The sequence below is a fragment of the Candidatus Omnitrophota bacterium genome, from assembly GCA_030688425.1.
Taxonomy (GTDB): Bacteria; Omnitrophota; Gorgyraeia; order Zapsychrales; family JANLHA01; genus JAUYIB01.
Window position 1 is genome coordinate 25,700 of the sequence record JAUYIB010000013.1, and the last position, 20,606, is coordinate 46,305.

17 protein-coding genes are annotated in these 20,606 nt (G+C 58.5%); 1 reads left to right on the forward strand and 16 read right to left on the reverse strand.

Annotation, left to right across the window (positions count from 1 at the left end; genetic code table 11):
- Positions 1-82: 82 nt before the first annotated feature.
- The 13 genes from Q8Q08_05365 to Q8Q08_05425 all read right to left on the reverse strand — a co-directional run bounded on the left by Q8Q08_05365 (position 83) and on the right by Q8Q08_05425 (position 14,775).
- Positions 83-1,540, reverse strand: a complete 1,458-nt coding sequence (locus Q8Q08_05365) for a mercuric reductase (protein MDP2653444.1) — start codon at positions 1,538-1,540, stop codon at positions 83-85.
- Between the two features lie 6 nt (positions 1,541-1,546).
- Positions 1,547-2,311, reverse strand: coding sequence for a DapH/DapD/GlmU-related protein (locus Q8Q08_05370; GenBank protein ID MDP2653445.1), 765 nt, complete (start codon positions 2,309-2,311; stop codon positions 1,547-1,549).
- Positions 2,312-2,479: 168 nt separating this feature from the next.
- Positions 2,480-4,459 (reverse strand): aminotransferase class V-fold PLP-dependent enzyme, encoded by a 1,980-nt coding sequence (locus Q8Q08_05375; protein ID MDP2653446.1) that lies wholly within the window; start codon positions 4,457-4,459, stop codon positions 2,480-2,482.
- Positions 4,459-5,079, reverse strand: coding sequence for a hypothetical protein (locus Q8Q08_05380; protein MDP2653447.1), 621 nt, complete (start codon positions 5,077-5,079; stop codon positions 4,459-4,461). Before Q8Q08_05380 ends, Q8Q08_05375 begins: the two co-directional genes overlap by 1 nt.
- Positions 5,080-5,169: 90 nt before the next feature.
- Positions 5,170-5,973: a class I SAM-dependent methyltransferase family protein gene (locus tag Q8Q08_05385; protein ID MDP2653448.1), complete on the reverse strand. Its 804-nt coding sequence runs from the start codon at positions 5,971-5,973 to the stop codon at positions 5,170-5,172.
- A 15-nt stretch (positions 5,974-5,988) separates the two neighbouring features.
- On the reverse strand, positions 5,989-6,717 hold the full coding sequence (locus Q8Q08_05390; protein ID MDP2653449.1) for a lysophospholipid acyltransferase family protein: 729 nt from the start codon (positions 6,715-6,717) through the stop codon (positions 5,989-5,991).
- Positions 6,714-7,664, reverse strand: a complete 951-nt coding sequence (locus tag Q8Q08_05395; GenBank protein MDP2653450.1) for a phosphatidate cytidylyltransferase — start codon at positions 7,662-7,664, stop codon at positions 6,714-6,716. The genes Q8Q08_05390 and Q8Q08_05395 overlap by 4 nt, the downstream gene beginning before the upstream one ends.
- 15 nt (positions 7,665-7,679) lie before the next feature.
- Positions 7,680-8,444 carry an alpha/beta hydrolase gene (locus Q8Q08_05400; GenBank protein MDP2653451.1) on the reverse strand — a complete coding sequence of 255 codons (765 nt, stop codon included), beginning with the start codon at positions 8,442-8,444 and terminating at the stop codon, positions 7,680-7,682.
- Between the two features lie 12 nt (positions 8,445-8,456).
- On the reverse strand, positions 8,457-8,981 hold the full coding sequence (locus tag Q8Q08_05405) for a GDYXXLXY domain-containing protein (GenBank protein ID MDP2653452.1): 525 nt from the start codon (positions 8,979-8,981) through the stop codon (positions 8,457-8,459).
- An 8-nt stretch (positions 8,982-8,989) separates the two neighbouring features.
- Complete coding sequence (locus Q8Q08_05410) at positions 8,990-10,198, reverse strand: DUF2157 domain-containing protein (GenBank protein ID MDP2653453.1); 1,209 nt, start codon at positions 10,196-10,198, stop codon at positions 8,990-8,992.
- Positions 10,199-10,216: 18 nt separating this feature from the next.
- Positions 10,217-13,609: an acyl-[ACP]--phospholipid O-acyltransferase gene (locus Q8Q08_05415; GenBank protein ID MDP2653454.1), complete on the reverse strand. Its 3,393-nt coding sequence runs from the start codon at positions 13,607-13,609 to the stop codon at positions 10,217-10,219.
- An 81-nt stretch (positions 13,610-13,690) separates the two neighbouring features.
- The gene (locus Q8Q08_05420) at positions 13,691-14,179 is read right to left on the reverse strand and encodes a MarR family transcriptional regulator (GenBank protein MDP2653455.1); all 489 of its coding nucleotides are present in this window, start codon (positions 14,177-14,179) and stop codon (positions 13,691-13,693) included.
- A 71-nt stretch (positions 14,180-14,250) separates the two neighbouring features.
- Positions 14,251-14,775 carry an RNA methyltransferase gene (locus tag Q8Q08_05425; GenBank protein ID MDP2653456.1) on the reverse strand — a complete coding sequence of 175 codons (525 nt, stop codon included), beginning with the start codon at positions 14,773-14,775 and terminating at the stop codon, positions 14,251-14,253.
- 99 nt (positions 14,776-14,874) lie between these two features.
- Here Q8Q08_05425 and Q8Q08_05430 point away from each other — a divergent pair, with 99 nt between their 5' ends.
- On the forward strand, positions 14,875-16,572 hold the full coding sequence (locus Q8Q08_05430) for a tetratricopeptide repeat protein (protein ID MDP2653457.1): 1,698 nt from the start codon (positions 14,875-14,877) through the stop codon (positions 16,570-16,572).
- Positions 16,573-16,650: 78 nt separating this feature from the next.
- Here Q8Q08_05430 and gap read toward each other — a convergent pair whose 3' ends face one another.
- From gap to priA, 3 genes are all read right to left on the reverse strand, one after another.
- Positions 16,651-17,652, reverse strand: a complete 1,002-nt coding sequence (gene gap, locus Q8Q08_05435) for a type I glyceraldehyde-3-phosphate dehydrogenase (GenBank protein ID MDP2653458.1) — start codon at positions 17,650-17,652, stop codon at positions 16,651-16,653.
- Between the two features lie 113 nt (positions 17,653-17,765).
- Complete coding sequence (gene fmt / locus Q8Q08_05440) at positions 17,766-18,695, reverse strand: methionyl-tRNA formyltransferase (GenBank protein ID MDP2653459.1); 930 nt, start codon at positions 18,693-18,695, stop codon at positions 17,766-17,768.
- A gap of 17 nt (positions 18,696-18,712) precedes the next feature.
- On the reverse strand, positions 18,713-20,560 hold the full coding sequence (gene priA, locus Q8Q08_05445) for a primosomal protein N' (protein MDP2653460.1): 1,848 nt from the start codon (positions 20,558-20,560) through the stop codon (positions 18,713-18,715).
- Between the last annotated feature and the right edge of the window lie 46 nt (positions 20,561-20,606).

Here is a 20,606-nt window from a genome sequence, read left to right on the forward strand (position 1 = left end):
TGTTGAATGATTTCCGCGGCCCTGCCGCTATCCCATAGTATACCTGTTCCTGCGGGTATTTTGCAAAACCCAAAAAAAATTTTTAATCCTCCCACCCGGAGGCCTTTCCCTGAAGCCCGAAGGCCGCTTTCAGGACCCGTCTGGCCAAGTCGTTGAAAAGTTTCGGCGCCAGCCAGTCCCCGCTTGCGCGTTTGTTGATTTCGGAAAGGGTCGGATAAGCGTGAATGGCCTGGGCCAGGGTGGAAAGCCCCACCCGGCCGTTAAGCGCCGCCACCCATTCGTGGATCAGCTCCCCGGCGCGCGGGCCGACGATCTGGACGCCCAGCACGCGGTCGCCTTTTCCGATGAGGATTTTCATAAAACCTTCTGCCGCTCCCTCGGCCAGGGCGCGGTCGTTGTCCTTGAACTCTTCACGCTGAATCTTGAAATCCAGCCCGGCTTCGCGGGCGCGTTTTTCATTGTGGCCGATGGACGCCACCTCCGGGTCAAGATACGTGCACCACGGGACCTTGGAGTAGTCGGCCTTCACCGGCAGCCGCATGATAGCGTTCACCATCGCGGTCCCGCCCTCGTAACCGGCCACGTGCGTGAACGGATACGACCCGTTCACGTCTCCAATCGCGTAAATGTGTTTCGCGGACGTGCGCAGGCGGCCGTCCACCGGGATCCCTTTCGAATCGCAAACAACACCGGCTTTTCCCAGATCCAGCCCTTCAGTGTTGGGCCTGCGGACGACAGCCACCAGGAGGGCTTCTGAATGAAGGTCCTCCTCCCAGCCGGCGCTTTCAACGGCCAGCAAAACGCCTCCATCCTTTTTCGCCGCGCGGACCGCCCGCGCCTTGGTCAAAATACGGACGCCTTCGCTCTTCAAAATCTTTTCCACCAGCGCGGCAACGTCCTCATCCTCGCGGGGCAGGACCTGGTCCGCGGCTTCGACCACGGTCACCCGCGAGCCCAGACGGGAAAAGGCCTGCGCCATCTCCAGGCCGATCGGCCCGCCCCCGAGCACGGTCATGGACGGCGGAAGACGCTCCAGCGAGAAAATGTCTTTATTTGTGAGATACGGGACGCTGTCCAGCCCCGGGACCGGAGGAACGGACGGGGACGAACCGGTGGCGATGAAAAAATTCCGGGCGGTGATCTTTTCCCCAGCGAGCTCAATTGTATGAGGATCGAAAAACCGGACGGGGCCGAAGCGGGTATCGACGTTGTATTTCCGCTTGAGCCATTCCGGGGAGTCGTGAAGCTGAATGGCGCTGATGATCCCGCGGATCCGTTCCCGGACCCGCGAAAAATCCACCGGCGGCACGGACATCTCCGGCAGGCCGTAACGCGCGGCGTTTCTGATCTCGGAGTAAACGGACGCGGATTTGATGAGGGACTTCGAAGGGACACAGCCGAAGTGCAGGCAGTCGCCGCCGAGCGTTTTTTCTTTTTCGACCAAAAGCACCTTGGCCCCAAGCCGCCCGGCGCCGGTCGAAGCGGTCAGGCCCGCGGCCCCGCCGCCGATCACGATCAGATCATAGTCGAATTTCGCCATGCGATTTTAAGTCCCTGTTGCAACCGGCGGGTCTGAGGGGCCGTCGTCCTTGGGGGGACGCTCATGCCGGCGCATGACCTGGGCCGGGATGCCGAACCAGATCTCCCTGCGGCCGACCTTGGTGTCTTTGAGAAGAACGGCGCTGGCGCCGATGATCGCCCCGTCCTCGATCTCACAGCCCGGCATGATGGTGGAATGCGACCCGATGGTCACGTTGCGCCCGATGCGGACTTTCTTCAGCTTGAGGAGGCCGCGTTCGACAATGTGCCCGAGAATGATCGCGCCGCCGCCGACAACCGTGTTACTGCCGATCTCGATCAGGGTCGCGTCGTAAACATGCCGGGAATTGAACTGGACGTTCTTACCCAGCTTGGCGCCGAGCAGCCGGAACAGCAGATTCGCGAACGGGGTGAGCAGGATGAAATCAATGAACGTGAAATTGATCATCAGGTACAGCGAGCTGACAAACGCCCACTTCATGGCCTCGAACGAGAATATCGGATGATTCCCTTCCTTAAGCCGGATGTTCAGGACGGAGCGAAAAAGCCCGACAAGAATGATCAGGGTGAACCCGAACAGGAAATACCCCATGGCCAAAGACGCGCCGAGGAGAAACAGGCGGGGCAGCATCTCCATGCTTCCGGTCCACGCCCACACCTTGAAAAACAGGGCCAGCCCCGGCACCAGGGCCGCGCCGAAGAAGGCGGAGCCCATGACATACATCGTCAGCGTGAACAGCACTTGCGTGAGAACCGTCAGGAGATATTTCATGTCGCCTCCTCAATGAGTCCCACTTGCTTCGTTTTGCGAAGCAAACAGGACGAGATGAATAAATTTTGACATACCCCCCGGCATGATTTGCGTCAGCAAATCAGAACTGCGGGGCCTGCGGTTCGCACATGAATTTACGTTCGCTTCGCTCCGTAAAATCAGTGCTCATTAACTCCAGGTTTTCAATATTTTTTTCTCAATAAAATCAGGAAAGAGCGCGTTGACCGCCAGTTTAAGCCTCACGCCCAACGGCGCGGCCGTCAAACGGCCGGCGGCCAGGGCTTCCATGGCCCGGCGAGCCACAACGTCCGCAGACACGGTTTTCTCACCCGGGCCGGACATCCGGTAATAGGCCATGGCTTTCCGCCCCAGGCGGTTGTGCGTGGCGGATTCCATGTGCGGCGGAAGAAACGTCGTCACCGTGACGCCCCGGCCTTTCACTTCCCGCCCCAGGGATTCGCTCCACGCCCACAGCGCGCCTTTGCCGGCGGAATAACCGGAGAACAGCGGCAGGGCGCATCTCGCGCCGGAGGTGACGATATTCAGAATAGCACCGTTCCCCCTCTCCAGCATCAACGGGATGATCTTTCTGGTGACGGCGGCCGGAGCGAAAAAATTCACCTCAAAGGCCTGTCGCAACCGCGTGAGATCGCTCTCCGCGAACGCGTCCGCGTCGCCCATGGCGGCGTTGTTGACCAACACATCGCAATCCAAAAGCGCCTGATGTTCATTCAGCCAGCGCTCCACCTGCGGCGGGCTGGCCAAATCCACCGCATTCACGTCCACCGCCACCTGAAAATCCCTGACGAGCCTCTCCCGCAAGGCCTCAAGCCGCTGTTGATCGCGCCCAACGAGGATCAAGGAACAGCCCTGCTTCGCCAGTTCCAGCGCGATGGCCTCTCCCAATCCGCGGCTCGCGCCGGTCACCAGGGCCCGGCGCCATTTGGGCGCCGGCGAACCGGCCTCCTCCCCACCCCGCGGCTGGACGGCCGGGGACGACGTGGCCACTCCTGTTTTACCGCGCAGTTCCCGCAAAACAGATAAAAGGCCACTGATCTCTTCGTTTGATGTGACGGCGTGCGGCGAAATCCGCAGGCGCTGGTTGCGCAGAGTGACATAAATTTTTTTGTTCGTGAATTCCCGGTGCAGGGTTTCCTGTTCCCCGGCGTCCCGGACCTCCACGGTCACGATGCCGGAATTCGCCGGGTTCCTTGATGCCAGCCGTCTAAAATCCAGCGCATCTAATTCCGAACAAAGCCGCGCCTGATGCCCGGCAATCCTCGCATAGATACTTTTCCATCCGGCGGCGGTCAATGTCCTCACACTTTCCGACAATCCCGCGACAGCCGCGATGTCCGGAAGCCCGGGCTCGAAACGCCGCGCGCCGTCTACGAACTCCAACCGCTGGCCGGAAAAATCGCCGGCATCGCGGGAGCTCGCCCACCCCACGAGAGGGACATGCAAACGCGGCAGAAGATCGGTCTTGATATAAAGGAACCCGCTCCCCACCGGCCCCAGCAGCCACTTCTGCCCTCCGCAGGCGAGAAAATCACATCCCCACGCCTTCACGCTGACCGGGACCGCGCCGACCGCCTGGATCGCGTCCACAGCGACCAGGATATTTTTAGCATGACAAAGCCGGACGATCTCTGCGACATCATGGCTCCGTCCGTCCGCGTACGACACCGCGGACAACGCCACCAGACGCACGCCGGAAAGGTCCATGCCTTGCAAGGCCTGCAAAAGGTCTCGTTCCTCCCGGCAAGGGACCGGTTCCGCGCAAACGCCTTTATCCTGAAGATTTTCCCAGACAAAACGGTTGGAGGGAAATTCGTCGGCAGGATAAAGCACCCGGTCGCCCGCCTGCCACGGTACAGACGCCGCAATGATGGACAGCGCGGTGGATGTATTGGGAACAAACGTGATCTCTTCCGGGACGGCAAAGATCAGATCCGCGATCTCCCGACGGGAGGATTCCAGCAAGGCCAGCCAGTCATTGAAATGGCGCGGCATGGGTTCCAGGCCCTGGCGGATGACCGCGGTCATCCGGTCCGCGCTGGGTTGTAACAGCGGCGCCGTGGCCGCGTAGTTTAAAAACGAACACCCGCGCAGGCCGGGCAAATCATTTCGAAGGTCTTCAATGGTCATCAGGCTGAACGGGCCGTTTTCAGGTGCCTTCGCAGACGGAGGAAAACCGTGATCGCCCCGCCGCCGATGCACCAATAGAAAAAGACCGCGATGAAATTGACCTGCCAGCCATTCACCGCGGAAAAATACTGCAACAGGGAAAGCAGGATGAGCGCGGCCAGCCGGTCGGTCTGCCCCACAGGTCCGACACTCTGCCCCGGTTTCTTGGCCGTGAACCCGACCAGGCCCGCGAACGTCGTGAGCCAGGCCAGGGCCAGCGCGAGGGAACGGATCTCCAGCGGAATCTCGGGGTGCGCGAAAACCAGGGCCAGCATATACATCGCGTCGCAAAATTCCGGGGCGATCCTGTTGACGATCTCCCCTTCGGCAGACCCTTTCTTGTAATGCTCGGCCATGAGCCCGTCGAGCGTGCCCAGGTACATCCGCAGAAAAGTCAGCCCGATCCCCGCCCAATACAGCGCCGGCGCGCCCGGCGCCCCGTAATACGCGGCCGCGACCGCCAGTCCCACCGGCAGCATCAGCCAGCTCACCGTGTTGGGCTCCACATTCTTCACCAAAGGCAATACGCCGGAAATCAGTTTCCTGACCGGGTACTTCATGTTGTAAAGACCGATGTCCATAAAGGGGTTCTCCCTTCCATTTATCCCTCCCACCAAGGGAGGGGAATCAAAAACTTGCTCCTGACGTCTATTCAAAAAACATAAATACAATCACTTCTTCCTTGCCTTGATAGCCGTGTAATATCCGTTTTGGTCCGCCAGCAAATGCTCGATGATAAATCCGGTTTCCTCCAGCCACTTGCAGATCAGCGACGGCGGACGCATGGCCATGCGCAACGGATTGTTGTTGAAATCAGTGAAAACTTCCTGCGTGAATTCCAGGTTGGGATGCGCGGCCTGATTGGTCATGACAAAATATCCGCCGGGATCCAGGACGTCGTGCACGATCCGGATGGACTCCTTGACCTTTTCATCCTCGTTGAACCAGTCGTAAAACCCGGAGGACACCATGAGGTTCGGACGCGGCTGGACCGCCTGGAGCGCGGCACGGTCATAGGCGTCACCCTGCTCAAACACGACATTGTTCAAGCCGGCCTGTTTGGCCGCCTCGCGCCCTTCGTCCGCCCACCGGCCGTCGAAATCCCGGCAGCGCGCGGTGATGTCCGCCTCTCCCGCCTGGGCCATGACCGCGAGAACATACGCGCCAGGACCGGAGGCGATGTCCAAAAGAGAAATGGGCCGTTTCTGCTGGCGCAGGTCGTCAACGGACTGCGTCATCAGCTGCTCCAGATGGCGGCGCCGGATCCGGATCGCTTCCCAGCCGACGTGGTTCAGGAACGCGCGGTCCAGCGCCTTGCCGATCCCCCAACGTCCCGACGGCTTGTTCTTGTAAATATAATCCAGCATCTTGCCCGAGGTCAGACCGTACTGGTAACACATCCGGATCCCGTCGCTGGTTTGCCCCACGGTTTTCATAAAGATCCGGGCCAACGGATAAATCAGTTTTAAGGCCATAGGATGACGCCCTCCTTAAGCATTTTTGACGCCGCCCGCCAGATCGCGGACCGCGTTTTCCAGTTGTTGCGCGACGTTCAAAAACCCTTCTTTATCTCTCGCGGCCGCCTTAAAGCTCATAGGCTGCCCGATGATCACCCGCACGCGCCGGGGCCTGGGGAATTTACATCCTTTGGGCCAGGCCCGGAATGCGCCGTCAATGTAGGCCGGTAAAACCAGCCGGTCGGTGCCGGCGGTCAGGATCCCGATTCCGGCCTTAAACGTCTGGATCTCCCCTGTCAATGACCGGGTGCCTTCGGGGAACATGATCAGCACGTTTTCCGCCACGTCCAGAACGTCCGCGCAGAGTTCCAGGCTTTCCCTTTTCTTTTCAAGCCGGTCGAACGGCAGGGCGTTGACAAATATCGCCGAGCAAAAACTCCGGAAGAATGACGAAAAAAAATAATCCCGCGCCGCGACGGAAAACGTCCGGTGGATGCGCGGAAGCGGAACAGCAGCCGCCAGGCACACCGCGTCCAGATGACTGGAGTGGTTGGCCACCAGGACATAGCTGGCGCTCGCAGGAAGATTTTCCCGGCCGACAACAGTGAGCCGAAGATACGTTTTTAAAAACGCTCGGAAACAGCAGGTCCAGGACGTGCGCAGGATCGAATGGGTCATGTCCCGCTCGCGGGGAAAGACCGTCAATTTCTCGGCAATGCTCTGCTGAATGTCGGGAGACGGGTCATAATCCCAGGGTTTCACGGGAGGCCTCCCGGAAATTTCACGTAATGTGTGACCATGTGAAAAAACAGCGGTGAGACGAAGATCAGGCTGTCCACCCGGTCCAGCAGGCCGCCGTGCCCGGGGATCAGCGCGCCCATGTCCTTGATGCCGATATCACGCTTGACAAAACTGATCACCAGATCGCCGATGGTCCCGCCGACCCAGAGGATCACGACGCTCAGCACCAGAAGGAACGGCGTGAAATCCGGCAGCCAATGCCGCACGCCCCAAACATACAGGCAGACCGCGGCCAGCGACCCCAGCGCCCCGCCCACCGTTTTCTTCGGGCTGATGTTCGAGATCAGCGGCGTGCGGCCGAACATTTTGCCGAACGTGTAGGCCGAGGCGTCGTTCCATTCCGTGCCGATCACCAAAAACAGAATATACGCGATCCCGTGCGGATGCCCCTTGAGAAAGGCCAGGTGAGACGGAAACCAGCCGAAGTAAACCAGGGCCATGATGCTCAACCCCACCTTCTGGATCATCCCCTGGTAATCGTTGCGGAGCGCCGGGATCATCATGATCACCGCAACGGAATACACCGGCATGGCCATGAATAACCCGTACCAGCCCACCAGGGCCGAAAAATAAAAACCGGCCACGCCGCCGTACACCGCCGCCATGAAGCCCCAGTCTTTGTAGAGCCCGGTGGCCCGGGCGAATTCCTTGACGCTGACAATGGACAAGAGGCACAGCGCGACAACGAAGATCTCCCGCGCCGCTCCCACCGTCAGAAAAATGACCGGTGCCATGACAAACCACGGGCTGAACGAAACCCACACCTTGCGGCCGGGCTCGCGGGTCCTGGAAAAACAGCGCATGACGGAAAGAACAACTGCGAAGACAAGGAGCAGAGCAACGACGAGTTTGGCGTAAGGCAGGAAATACGGATCGGACCAACCGGGAAAAATCTTGCCCATTGTCATTCTCCGGCAGAAGGGTTATTGCTGGGGAACGTCTTTCAATGTCATTGTAAACCAATTCTCCAACGCGCGCATGATTTCTGCTTTGTTTTTGCGCATCAAATATTCCGCGTGCGGCCCGCCCTGGATCAGAACTAATTCCTTGCGGCTCTTGGTCTGGCGGTGCAATTCTTCCGAATGCCACGGCTTGATGACCCAATCGTTGGTCCCGTGGACATACAGCACCGGGGCCTTGATCTGCGGGACCAGCGCCAGCGGGCTGTCTTTTTTCATCCAGAACGGGCCCGGCCTCACGCCCTTGCCCAGCTTGCCCTCGCCCACCGCGTTATAAAAAATATCGTTCTCCATGTCCAGTTCCCAGAACCGGTAATCAATCTTGCCGAAATCCGTCGGCCCGCTGACCGCCGCCAGGCTGTCCATCAAATCCGTTTTCGCGGCCACGATCAAACTCGTCGCCGCGCCCAGAGAGAAACCGACCACCCCGACTTTGGGATAATGCCCGCGCGCGTATTTCAGAACCGCCTCTAGGTCCATGTATTCCTTCGATGTCCAGTAAAACAATCCCTCGCTCTTCCCGTGCCCCCGGAAGTCCATGATGATCACGTCGTAACTCCGCCCCAGCTCCCGGCCCAGGTCTTTCAAAAGCACCGCGTCCTTGCCGTTGAAAAACCCGTGGGCAATGACGATCACGCCGTCCCCGTGCCCGTAATGATAATGGTCATAATGGATCCGATTCTTGTCTGCCGTCAAAACCGTTCCCGACTCACAACGTTGCTCTGACATGACCAACTCCTCTCAAAACCGGATCGCCTGCCCGTCCACCAGCAGCGCCTTGATCGCGGCGCGGCCGGAGCGGTCAACGGAAGCCACGACATCCAAATTTTTCCCGCGATGTCGTTCAATCTCCCGTCCCTTGCCTTCCGGGACAAAATAACTTTCAATACCGTATTCAACCAAAAGCTGATTGTCGCGCGCGCTCTTGAGGGTCCCCTGGATGAATAATCCTTCCGCGGGCGGCTTAAGGAACAATCCTCCCGCCTTTCCCCGGCCGTTCTCCATGTCCAAAGCCACATAAACCTTTTTCCCGACCGCGTCATTGAGGCTCTCGTAAACAGAACGCACGGAATTCAAATCGATGGCGCTGATCTCATACCGGAGGATCACATAATCCCCCCGGAAGAGGTCCCGAGGATCCACCGGGACGGTCTTCAGCAGGACCTCCTGTCCGGATCGCAATACCGATTCCTTGGACAAAATGAACCCGGCCAGCATCACCGCCCAAAAGACCCCGATCGCAATAAAAATCCTCTGTCTATTCATGGCTCACCTCACTCTGTCTTGGAAAACTTTTGCCCCAGTTCCCGGCGTTTGCGTTCCAGGGAAATCCCGCCGAAGACCAGGATTAGCCCTCCGACCATAAAAAACAGCGACCTCGGCAGCAGGCTCCAGAAGAAATCGAAATACTTCACAAGGATGAAAAATCCGCCCCATCCCATCCCGATGTTGACCAGGGTCATATCTTCCCTGCGGTATCCCACGACCAGGACCGTCAGCGTCAGCCCGGCCATGATGAGGTTGAACAGCAGGGTATAGATGCTCACAGTGGACGGGAAAAAGAAGAACAAAAACGCGATCCCGATCAGCCCCAGCCCGATCCCGTTCTCTAACATGTCGGTGTCGGATTTGACCGGCCGGAAGAACAGGCTCCCGACCGTGCACAGAAGCGACGCGATGGCAAACAGGACAAACCCGGCGGTAAACTGGGTCGAGATCTTCCATCCCTCGGCAGTGCTATGATAATACCCGTAGGATGCCGGCTGGCGGGAGAACCATTCAAATGTCAGCAGGAACAATGACACCATCACGGTCTTGATGGCGATCAGCCGGTAGGTCCGGGCCACCCCCTTCAACTCCTTCCACAAATAGTGGATCCCCCCGACGTTGAACAGCAGGATCCCGATCACAAGATACAGCGCCGGGAAAAGGTTGAAATCGCGGCTTGCAATATAAAAATCCGCGTTGCGGAAGATGTAAAACCCGATCCAGGCCAGAAACAAAAGGGCCGACAGCGCCGCGATGGGGATCGAATAAAATCCATAGACCATCGGCAGGACCCCGGCCAGCCAGATCAAAAGCAAAGAATGGTTATTGGCGTTGATGTTGTAAATCTGCGCGATCAGAAAAACGCTCGCCCCAAAGAGCAGGGCGCCCAGAAAGATGAGCGAATCGCCCACCTTGGGCAGGTTTTTCTTCTCATATTTCAGGACGTATCCCGCGTAATACGCGCCAAAGGTGCTGGCCAGCAACAACAGGACTTTGCCCAGGCTGGAGATCGACTGCCAGTTGGCCGAGATAAAAAGGATCGCGCCGATCCCCAGAAGGAGAGAGCCGATCGTGGAAATCGTCACGATCAGCTTGCTGGACGTCTCCTCCTTGCGGTTCGCCGTCACGTCCTCCGACATCTTCCGGGCCTGGTCCGGACTGATCGTCCCTTCGTCCACCCACTTCTTGATGAGCTTGTCATTGATCTTGTTCATGCCGGTATCCTCCATTCGCTATTTCCCCTGTGTCAATTCCGCCGCCCTTTTCTTGACCGACGACAGATCGGTCTTCCCGCTGCCCAATAACGGAATGGCCTCGATCTTGAAAAACATCTCCTTGCCCGGGACCCACAGCTTCGGCAGATCGGTCTGCTGGAGCGCACCGGCCAGCTGTTCGACATCAATGTCGCCTTTATAAAGGACCACGAGCTTCTCACCCTTTTTCTCGTCCGGCACCGACGTCACGACCGCGACCTGTTCTGTCGCGTTCAGCGCCGCGTGGATGCTCTCCTCCACCTTGATGTGGGGGACCATCTCCCCGCCGATCTTGCTGAACCGGCTCAACCGGTCGGTGATGGTGATGAACCCGTCCTCGTCCATGGTCGCGATGTCGCCGGTGCAATACCAGCCGTCCCGGATGACTTTGGACGTGTCCTCGGGGCGGTTCAAATATCCCTGCATGACGTTGGGGCCTTTGACATGCAAAACGCCCTTCTGCTCCACCCCGACCGGCTGAAGGGTTTCCTGATCGAGGATACGCACCGCGATCCCCGGAAGCGGCAGCCCGATCCGCCCCGGCTTGTGCGCCTTCTGGACCAGATTGACAGCCGGGTCCACAAAGTCCGGCAGGTTGATGGACACGATCGGCGAAAGCTCGGTGCAACCATAACCCTCCATCGGCAGAACGCCGAACTTTTCCTGGAACGCCTGGGCGATTTTTTCCTTGAGCTTCTCCGCGCCCACGACCACCACGCGCAGGGACTTGAACTGCTCCGGCGTACAGCGGAGGATGTACATGTTCAGGAATGTCGGCGTGCTCATCATGATCGTGGCCTTGTGCTGTTCCGCCAGCTTGCCGACGGTCTTGGCGTCCAGCGGGTTGAAATGATACACGGCGCCGATCCCGCAGACCAGCGGGAACCACAGCGTGGCGGTGAACCCGAACGAATGGAAAAACGGCAGGACACCCAGGATCACATCGTCGTCCTTGGTGTGGAAGACCTCATAAAGCCCTTCCAGGTTGGAGGTGATGTTGGCGTGCGTCAACAGCACGCCCTTGGGCGTGCCGGTGCTGCCGCTGGTGAACATGATCGTGGCCAGGCTGTCGATCGTCCAGCCGTTGCGTGGCCCGAAAATCAACCGGCGGGACAGGAATTTCGGGAACGCGAAAAATTTCACAGCCGCGGCCAGTTTTTCAACGGGTTGAACCGATTTGACAATGTCCTCGATCAAGACCGTTTTGCAGGAGAACGACAGGCCGGTTTTCTCCAGGAACGTCTTCGAAGTGATGACCGTCTTCATCCGGCACTGCTCGACGATGGACGCCAGAGCGTCTTTGGATGTGGTGTAGTTCAAGTTGACCGGGACTTTTTTAGCGATAGCCACGGCCAGGTTCGCCAACGCGCCACCCACCGACGGCGGCAGAAGAATTCCGATCTTCTCTTCGCCCGCCTGGTTTTTTTTGATCCGCCGGGCCAGGGCCACAGCTGAGATCATGGTCAACGCGTAATTCATCCTCTGCCCGGCCGAATCCGCGATGCAAAACTGGAACGGATGCCGCCTGGCCTCGCGCCAGAACGCCACCGGCAAAGGGATCCTGTCCGCCAGCCGGTAACGGAACGCTTCGGCGCCCAGCTCCAAAACACGGTTGCGCACTTCAAAAGCATCGGCATCCGACGGCAACGGCGGACCGTACGAAACCGTGACCGGATAGGGAAGGATTTTGGGCATTTTGTGAATGAACTTCCCGCCCTCAAAGCTGAAGATACTTCCCCAGATGCGGTCCAGATGGACGGGAATGATCGGACAGCCCGTCCCTTTGATGATGTGCTCCAGCCCTTTGTTGAATTTCAGGATATTGCCGGTCCGGGTGATCTGCCCTTCGGCAAAAATGCAGACCAATTCCCCGTTTTTGATGATTTCCCGCGCCCGCTGGAGCGAACGGACGATCTCTTTGGGGTTGTCATCGTGCGATATGGGAATCGCCCGGATGAGCTTGTACAACGGATGCAAAGGTTTGGATTCATACACGTGCCGCCCCATCACGAAACGGATCGGCCGCTGGATGGTCACAATGAGCATCAGCCAATCCACCAGGGAAACATGATTGCAGACCAAGAGCGCCCCTCCCTTGTCCGGGACATGCTGCGGGTTGACCGCCTTGATCTTATAAACCGTATGGGCCAGCAGCCAGACGAGGAAACGGACAAAAGCGTAAGGCAATAGGGACGTGATATAAACAACGCCGGCGAGCGTGATCGCCCCGGTCACCACAAAGATCTGCGCCGCGTTCAGCCCGAGGACCTTGCTCAACAGATACAGCAGCGCGGAACCCAGCAAAAGTCCGACGAAGCAAAGGAAATTGTTCGTGCCCAGCACCTGCCCCCGTTGCTGGTGCGGGCTTTTCTGCTGGATCAGGGCGTTCAGAGGGACGATGTAAAAACCGCAAAACGTTCCCAGAAGAAAAAGGCAGACGACCACTGCGGGGAAGGAATGGTAGGCCCCGCCCAAGGAAAAACAAAACACCGACAGCCCCGCCGCGCCTAAGGGAACAAGCCCCAGCTCGATCTTCCGGTCGGACAATTTCCCCGCCGCCACGCTGCCCAAACCGATGCCGATCGCCAGGCAGGCCATCAGCGCGCCTGTTTCAAAGTAACCGGTGCCCATCAGCTGACGGGTATAGACCAGGATATTCAAGTGAAACAGCCCAGCCAGGACGTTGAAATACGCCAGTCCGATCATCGACAGAAAAATCGCGCGGTCCTTGCGGATCCACTTCAGGTTCGCCCAGATCTCTCCCAGAAAATTCCATTTCCACGGCCGCTGAGACCGCACCGGCTCCACCGACGGGATGAACAGGCTCGCCCCCAGACCCAGAACGGCAATGGCCAAAAAACAGTAGGCGGCCAGATGGAAATTCGGGGCGATGAGTTTCATCAAAGGGCCGCCCAGGGCTTCGCCCAGGATGATGGCGACCCAGGTCCAGAGCACGAGCATGCCATTGCCTTCCGACAGCCGGCGCGGCTCCAGGATCTCGGGCAGGATCCCGTATTTCGACGGGCTGAAGACCGCGCTCTGCGCCCCTTTACAGAACAAGACCACGAACATCAACCCGACATCCTGCCGCAAAAACGCGATCAGGGCCATGGTCATGACGACCAGCTCAAAGGCCCGGACAACAACGATGATGGTTTTCTTGCTGAACCGGTCCGCCAGATAACCGGCGTAGGTGGAAAAAAGCAGGAACGGCAGGACGAATACAACGCTGCTGGCGGAAAGGTAGGCGGTGCTGAGGTAATCCACGGCGATGACCGACACCACAAATTTGAAAATGTTGTCGTTGAACGCGCCGAAGAATTGCGTGACGAGCAGGGCGGTGAAGCCCCTCTGGGCCGATCGCTGGTTCATGCCGTTCTCCCTTCCGCGGAGTCCCGCGGGCGTTCAGCCCGGGGGGTTGCCGGGGCCTCTCCCCCGACGAATTGAAATGCCTTAAACATGGCCCGCCCTCTCATCCGCAAGCCGCACGATCCATTCCCGCAGAAGTTTGGCTGTTTGGGATTGCTTGCCGGCCTGCATTTTCGAACCGAGCTCATGCAAAATTTTCAGATAACCCGGCCAAACCTGATCCAACAATTTCTCTCCTTTGGCAGTTGTCCTGACGATCTTCACGCGGCGGTCGCCTTCCAGGGCGGAACGCGTGACCAGAGCCTCGTCTTCCAGTTTATCCAGGAGCTTTGTCATATTGGCGGGAGAAACGATGAGGTGCTTGCTGATGTCCACCTGGCTGATGCCACGGCCGTCCCGCTGATGCTCGACCGTCATCAGGACGTTGAATTTGGCCGCGGACAGGCCGAACGGCCCCAGATACTCTTCGATCCGGGCGTTCAGCAGATTATAGAGAAGGGCGATGCTGTACACAGCTTCCTCGTGGGGCTGGCTTTTTGCGATGTCGATGCCGAAAGATTTGAAGTAATCCATAGTCTGTTCATCCTCACCAGATAGTTTACCTGTTAACTATCAACTTGTCAAGCATCTGATGAAAAAAAACTTTACCCCGCTCTCAGCGCGTTCCGGATGTGATAAGCCACCACCCCGAACGCCACCCCGACATTGAGCGAATTCTTGACCCCCGCCATTTCGATCTCAACCGCGGCATCGCACGGCTTCGCCAATTCCTCGGCAACACCCTCGACCTCGTTGCCCAGAACCAGGCAGACCGGCGGCCTGAAGTCAAACCTCTGATACGGCACGCTTCCCTCCATCTGTTCGAGAAGGACGATCTGATAGTTCCGCTGCCGCAACTCACGGATCACCCCGGCCGCATCCTTCCGGTATTCCCATGGGACCCTGTCCTGGGCGCCCAGGGCGGTTTTCGCGATGTCCGACTGGGGCGGAGCGCCCGTGATCCCGCACAGCCAGATCTTCCCCACCCCCGCGCCGTCCGCGGTGCGAAAAATCGAGCCGACGTTGTAAAGGCTCCGGATATTGTTCAGGAGCACGTCAAACGCCAGCCGCGGCTGGGCAGCCAGGCTGTTTTGGCGGTGCACGATTTCCTTGTGGGTCAATTTACGCACGGTAGGCCTTTGTATAATTTAAGTAATGAATGTTCCCTTTATTCCGGTATTTTGAGAAAATAATAGCATAAGGACGTCTTTTCGCCACTCCTTTTCATCATGACAGACTTGTCCCGCAAAACATTCTCCGCCCGTCTGCGCCTCATGGCCGCCCCGCTTTTGCTCCTGGGGCTGTGCCTCGCCGCCTACGGCAACAGCCTGCACAACGGCTTCATGATGGACGACCAGGGCCTGCTTGTCAACAACCCGGCCATCCACGACCCCGGATTTTTCCAAATGAATTTCCTGTTTCAAGACGCCCGGGTCCCCGGCGGGGAATACGCTTATTTCCGGCCCCTGCCGCATTGGTTATACACGGTCACCTGGTCCGCGTTCGGCAGCGATGTGTTTTATTATCATGCGATCAATCTTCTCCTCTTTTACCTCTGCTGCTGCGCCCTTTATGATTTTGTGCGGATTTTATTCGGCGATGTCCGGCTGGCGCTCCTCACCGCCGTTATCTTCTGCCTTCACCCGGTCAACGGGCTTCTGGTGAATTACATCACCGCCATCGGATTCTCGGCAATGATCCTCGCCATGCTCCTGGGAATGCTGGCCCATTTGAAGGCGCCGCTGTGGGGCATTCCCGTGTCTCTTCTGTGTTTCCTGGCCGCCCTCTTGTGCCATGAGACCGCAGTCATGTTCCCTGTTTACCTGGCCGCTGTCCTGTATTTCTCAAAACAGCACTCTCTCAAGTCCATTTTTCTGCGGCTCATTCCGTCCGGGGTCCTTCTCCTGGCCTATCTGATCTTTCGCATGCAGTATGCCAGCCTGGAGACAAGCGTGCTCGGGAATATTGGCAAATTCGGCATCTCGGTGATGGGGTACGTCACCATGCTGGCCGACCAGATCGCCTTCTACCTGGGGAACATCTTTCTTCTGAAGGACATCGTGCTCATCCGCGCCGCCCCGTTCTCTCCGCATCCCGTTTTTCCCATCGCCGTCCTGCTCATGCTGGCCGCTGTTCTCGCGGGATTGCTGGCCCGGTTCCGCCGGCGCGACCCTAAGGCCTTTGCCGCCGCGTGGATTCTGGCAGGCCTGTGCCCTGTCGCGCTCGCCGTGTTTTCGCGGCCGTCGCTGGGCTTTATCATCCAGCCGCACTGGCTCTTTTTCCCGACGATCGGCCTTTTCATCCTCGCGTCAAACTTCCTGCTGACCGCTCAAGCCCGCCTGGGCCCAAAACCCTGGCTCGCTGCCGTGATCGCCATCGCGGGGATCCTGCTTTTGTCCACGCGCCAATACAACCGGCTCTGGGGCAATGAAAAGGCCTATTGCCAATACATGCTCAAACTGTCCCCGCAGATGGACCTTCCGCATTTCTGGCTCGCGCACGCGTATCTGAACGAAAGAAATTATCCGCAAGCGCGCGAACATTTTCTGCGGTCCCTCCTGGGGACGCCGAGAGACTGGGAGGTTTACGGGAATCTGGGCGTGATCGAATTTGAGCAGCAGAATTATGACCGGGCCATGGCTTATTTCGACAAGGCGGTGGAACTCAACCCGGTTGGCGCGGACAGTTATTACAACATCGGGCTGATTTACAAAATGCGCGGCAACCCGACGGGAGCAGAGACTTTTCTCAAAAAATCGTTGGAATTGAATTACTATCTGTCCGAAGCCAGGATGACCCTGGCCCAAATTTACATAGACTCCGGAAGGGCGGACGAAGCAGCAAACCTGCTATCGGAAAATCTCAAGATCAACCCGGATGACCGGGGCAGCCGCTTGATGCTGCGGTATCTAGGCAACAGTCCTTAAACCTTCTATAAGCGCATAAACAAAAAGGGAGCCATGAAATTCATGGCTCCCTTCTTTATTTTCAAGAATGACCTGTGCTTATTTCACGGTGTCCATGTAAACGATCAGGTCGATCAACTTGCAGGAATAACCCCATTCGTTGTCATACCAGGACACGACCTTGACAAAGTTATCGTTCAAGGCGATGCCGGCGTTGGCGTCGAAGATGGACGTCCGGGAATCCCCGATGAAGTCCGAAGAGACCACGTTGTCTTCGGTGTAACCGAGAATGCCCTTCAATTCGCCTTCTGAAGCCTCTTTCATCGCCTGCTTGATCTCGTCCCACTTGGCCGGTTTGGCCAGGCGGCAGGTCAGGTCCACGACGGAAACGTCGGCCACAGGCACGCGTAACGACATGCCGGTGATCTTCCCGTTCAGGTCCGGGATGACTTTGCCCACGGCCTTGGCCGCGCCCGTCGAGGACGGGATGATGTTCTGGAAGGCCCCGCGGCCGCCGCGCCAGTCCTTTTTGGACGGGCCGTCGACCGTTTTCTGGGTGGCGGTGACAGCGTGGCAGGTCGTCATCAAGCCTTCGATAATGCCCCAGCGGTCATGCAAAACCTTGGTGACCGGAGCCAGACAGTTCGTGGTGCAGGACGCGTTGGAAACGACATCCATGTCTTTCTTATAAGTCTTCTGATTGACGCCCATGACGAACATGGGGGCGTCCTTGGACGGAGCGGAAATGACGACCTTCCTGGCGCCCGCCGTCAAATGGCCTTTGGCCTTCTCGATCTCGGTGAACAGCCCGGTGGATTCGATCACGTAATCCGCCCCGACAGCGCTCCATTTGAGGTTGGCCGGCTCTTTTTCAGCCGTCACGCGAACCGTTTTGCCGTTGACAATCAAATTCCCGTCCTTAACGGCAACCGTGCCCTTGAAGGCCCCCTGGGTGGAATCATACTTGAGCATGTAAGCCAAGTAATCCGGCTCGAAAAGGTCGTTGATGCCCACCACTTCGACGTCTTTGCTGCTCAACGCCGCGCGAAACGCCAGGCGCCCGATGCGGCCGAACCCGTTGATACCGATTTTTGCAGCCATTGTTTGCCTCCTCCTAAAATGATGATATGTTCAGGATTTATTTAAGGATTTATGCAAATGCGTGATTTAGAATTGCAGGATTATAGCACAAAACCGGAATCCTGCAAACCAAATTAAAAGCGGGAACCGGCCGCGATCCGGTGGCCGGCGGCGAAACTGCGGGCATCCATGGGTTTGCCGGATTCGGGTTGGACAGCTGTGACAAGCAGGTTTCCCTGGCCGGTGGCGACCAGCAGGCCTTCGGGAGAAACGGCGATGACCTCTCCAGGAGGCTTTCCTCCGGCAGAGACGGCCGGGAGACGGGACTCCAAAACCTTTACGATCTTCCCTCCCCAGGACATGTAAGCGGCCGGCCAGGGTAAAAGGCCGCGGACCAAATTGTGGATCTGAACAGCGGGTTTGTCCCACCGGATCAGGCCGAGCTCTTTGGTGAGCTTGGGAGCCAGCGTCACGGCATGGCTGTCCTGGACCGTGAGGGTGTAATTGTTGTCCTCGATATCTTTGATGGTGCCCACAAGCAGTTTCTTCCCGGCCTCGATCATCCCGGCCCTCAATGTCTGCGAAGTGTCCCGGGCGCCGATGCTGATCCGGGCCTGGGCGAAGATGTCGCCGCCGTCCATAGCCGCGTTCATCTTAATAATGGTCACCCCGGTTTCCGTCTCGCCGTTGATGACCGCCCAGTTGATGGGCGCGGCCCCGCGGTATTTGGGCAACAGCGAGCCATGGACATTGATCGCGCAGACATAGGGGACTTGCAGGAGCTCTGCCGGCAGGATGCGGCCGTAAGCGATCACGACAAAAAGGTCGCAGTTGAACTCTTTCATGGCCCGTAAAAAGGCCTGGTCTTTGATGTTCTCCGGCTGAAAAACGGGAAGCTTGTTGCGGACGGCGAATTCCTTGACCGGCGACGGGGTCACCTGAAGCCCCCGCCCCCTCGGCTTGTCCGGCGACGTGACGCAGGCCAGGATCTCGTGCCCGCCGGCCTTCAGGGCCTCCATGTGCGCTGTCGCGAAATCATCGCTGCCGAAAAAAATGATTTTCATCGGTGTTCAACCCTTTGTTAGGGATCCACGTTCAACGTCAGGACGACCCCGCTTTTTTTCCGGAACTTACGCAGGAGCGGCTTGACATGAACCCACAGCCCCGGGACAGACTTGCCCTTCACCATTATAGTAAAACGGTACTTGCCGCGCAATTTCGGCGTGAGATCCGGCTGCGGCTCTGAAATTTCCATGCCTTTCGGTTTTTCCGCAAACAACTTTTCATAAACCGCCTGGGCCTGGCCCCCGACAGACGCCTCGCTTCCCCCCCGAAGCGACACGGCCAGGATATGCCAGTACGGCGGAAGCCCCAGTTCCTTCCGGAATCCCAGTTCCTTCCTGTAAAAGCCGGCAAAGTCCCACTTGCGGACGGCCGTCAGGCAGTAATTCTTCGCGTCGTACGTCTGGATGAGCAGTTGTTTACGGGCCTGCTGCCGCAAACGGACCAGAAGGGAAAAAACCCGCTGGGCCGACCGGAAGTCCACGCGGCTCAACTCCGTGTCAACGGCCAGGACCCCAACCAGCGACGGAGAGAGCTTGTCCAGATACTTCATCACGGCCTGGGTCGCCACGATGATGTCCGCGCTTTCCGGCAGGGCCTTGGTCTCGCGGTCATACCGGGCGACTTTGGCCTGCGGGTAAAGGCGCGCCACTTCGCTCTCGATCTTCTCGACCCCGGACCCGGTGTAACGCAAATACTGGCTGCGGCATCCCGGGCAGATCCTGGGCATCTCCACGGCCTTTTCGCAGCGCGGACACACCAGATTTTTTAGCGCGTACATGTACGTGAGGTGCGCGTCGCAGCGTTCGCACTTGACTTCAAACCCACACTGGCCGCAGCGGGTCATGGTGCTGAATCCACGCCGGTTAAAGAACAAAACCGTCCGGCCCTTGGCTTCCAGCGTTTTCCGGATGCTGTCCTGGAGAGGATACGACAAAAAGGCCTTGCCCCGGAACTTGTCGTACGTCTGGTCAACGATGACGATTTCATTCCCGCAGGGCTGCTCCAGAATCTCGCGGCCGGCCGGCGTCTTGCCGGCCTCATGCCAGGCCTCCGCCGACGGGGCCGAGCTCGCGTAAATCACGTCGGCGCCTTCGATCTTCGACCGCATCCGGGCGACATCCCGCACGTGATAAAACGGCGACTGCTCCTGTTTATAGGCCGCGTTCTCCTCGTCCGTGACGATGATCAGCCCCAGGGGCGTGACCGGCGCGAACACGGCCGAACGCGTGCCGACCACGATCCGGGCCCGCGATTCTTTGGCCGCCCGCCAATGCTCCCATTCCTCCCCGGCGGAAAGTTCTTTGTCCAGGATGCAGATTTCGCCCCATCCCTTGTCCTTGAGCCGGGAGCAAACCCCGTCGATCAAAGAGACTTCCGGCACAAGGACCAGGACACCCATGCCTTTGTCCAGGGTCCGGCCGATTTTTTCCAAAAGAGCCGGCCACCGCTTGTCGGGGCTTTGGTCCAGCACAAGCGTTGTCCGCGCGGGATCGGGAACCGGGAAGGTTTGGGCGACCGGCAAGGTCATGTCCACCGGTTTCTTCCGGCGGAGGACTTCGGGGACCGCCGCGTGGATCGCCTCTCCCCAGGAGCAGCCGTAATAATCGGCGAAACTCCGGGTCAGCCGCAGGGTGCGGCCGTCGAGGGCGGGCACGGGATCCAGGACCGCGGCCAGCGGCTTGACGCGTGGGAACGAACACCGGGCCGTCGTGCCGACCACGAATCCGACGGTCTGCCGGGGGCCGAAGGACACGGCCACGCGGTGGCCCGGCTTTACCGCGCCGCGCAAGGACTCCGGGATTAAATAATCGAACGGCCCTTCCACAGGAAGGCCGACCACAACCTGGGCGAATGTGTCATTCATGGGGACTGCCTTAAATTCTATGATTAGAGAAGTCCCGGCTTCCTTC

Excerpts from the sequence above, each read along its gene's own strand:
- Q8Q08_05365 (MDP2653444.1), bottom strand. The coding sequence starts at position 1,540 with ATGGCGAAATTCGACTATGATCTGATCGTGATCGGCGGCGGGGCCGCG.
- Q8Q08_05370 (MDP2653445.1), bottom strand. The coding sequence starts at position 2,311 with ATGAAATATCTCCTGACGGTTCTCACGCAAGTGCTGTTCACGCTGACG.
- Q8Q08_05375 (MDP2653446.1), bottom strand. The coding sequence starts at position 4,459 with ATGACCATTGAAGACCTTCGAAATGATTTGCCCGGCCTGCGCGGGTGT.
- Q8Q08_05380 (MDP2653447.1), bottom strand. The coding sequence starts at position 5,079 with ATGGACATCGGTCTTTACAACATGAAGTACCCGGTCAGGAAACTGATT.
- Q8Q08_05385 (MDP2653448.1), bottom strand. The coding sequence starts at position 5,973 with ATGGCCTTAAAACTGATTTATCCGTTGGCCCGGATCTTTATGAAAACC.
- Q8Q08_05395 (MDP2653450.1), bottom strand. The coding sequence starts at position 7,664 with ATGACAATGGGCAAGATTTTTCCCGGTTGGTCCGATCCGTATTTCCTG.
- Q8Q08_05400 (MDP2653451.1), bottom strand. The coding sequence starts at position 8,444 with ATGTCAGAGCAACGTTGTGAGTCGGGAACGGTTTTGACGGCAGACAAG.
- Q8Q08_05405 (MDP2653452.1), bottom strand. The coding sequence starts at position 8,981 with ATGAATAGACAGAGGATTTTTATTGCGATCGGGGTCTTTTGGGCGGTG.
- Q8Q08_05410 (MDP2653453.1), bottom strand. The coding sequence starts at position 10,198 with ATGAACAAGATCAATGACAAGCTCATCAAGAAGTGGGTGGACGAAGGG.
- Q8Q08_05415 (MDP2653454.1), bottom strand. The coding sequence starts at position 13,609 with ATGAACCAGCGATCGGCCCAGAGGGGCTTCACCGCCCTGCTCGTCACG.
- Q8Q08_05420 (MDP2653455.1), bottom strand. The coding sequence starts at position 14,179 with ATGGATTACTTCAAATCTTTCGGCATCGACATCGCAAAAAGCCAGCCC.
- Q8Q08_05430 (MDP2653457.1), top strand. The coding sequence starts at position 14,875 with ATGACAGACTTGTCCCGCAAAACATTCTCCGCCCGTCTGCGCCTCATG.
- gap (MDP2653458.1), bottom strand. The coding sequence starts at position 17,652 with ATGGCTGCAAAAATCGGTATCAACGGGTTCGGCCGCATCGGGCGCCTG.
- fmt (MDP2653459.1), bottom strand. The coding sequence starts at position 18,695 with ATGAAAATCATTTTTTTCGGCAGCGATGATTTCGCGACAGCGCACATG.
- priA (MDP2653460.1), bottom strand. The coding sequence starts at position 20,560 with ATGAATGACACATTCGCCCAGGTTGTGGTCGGCCTTCCTGTGGAAGGG.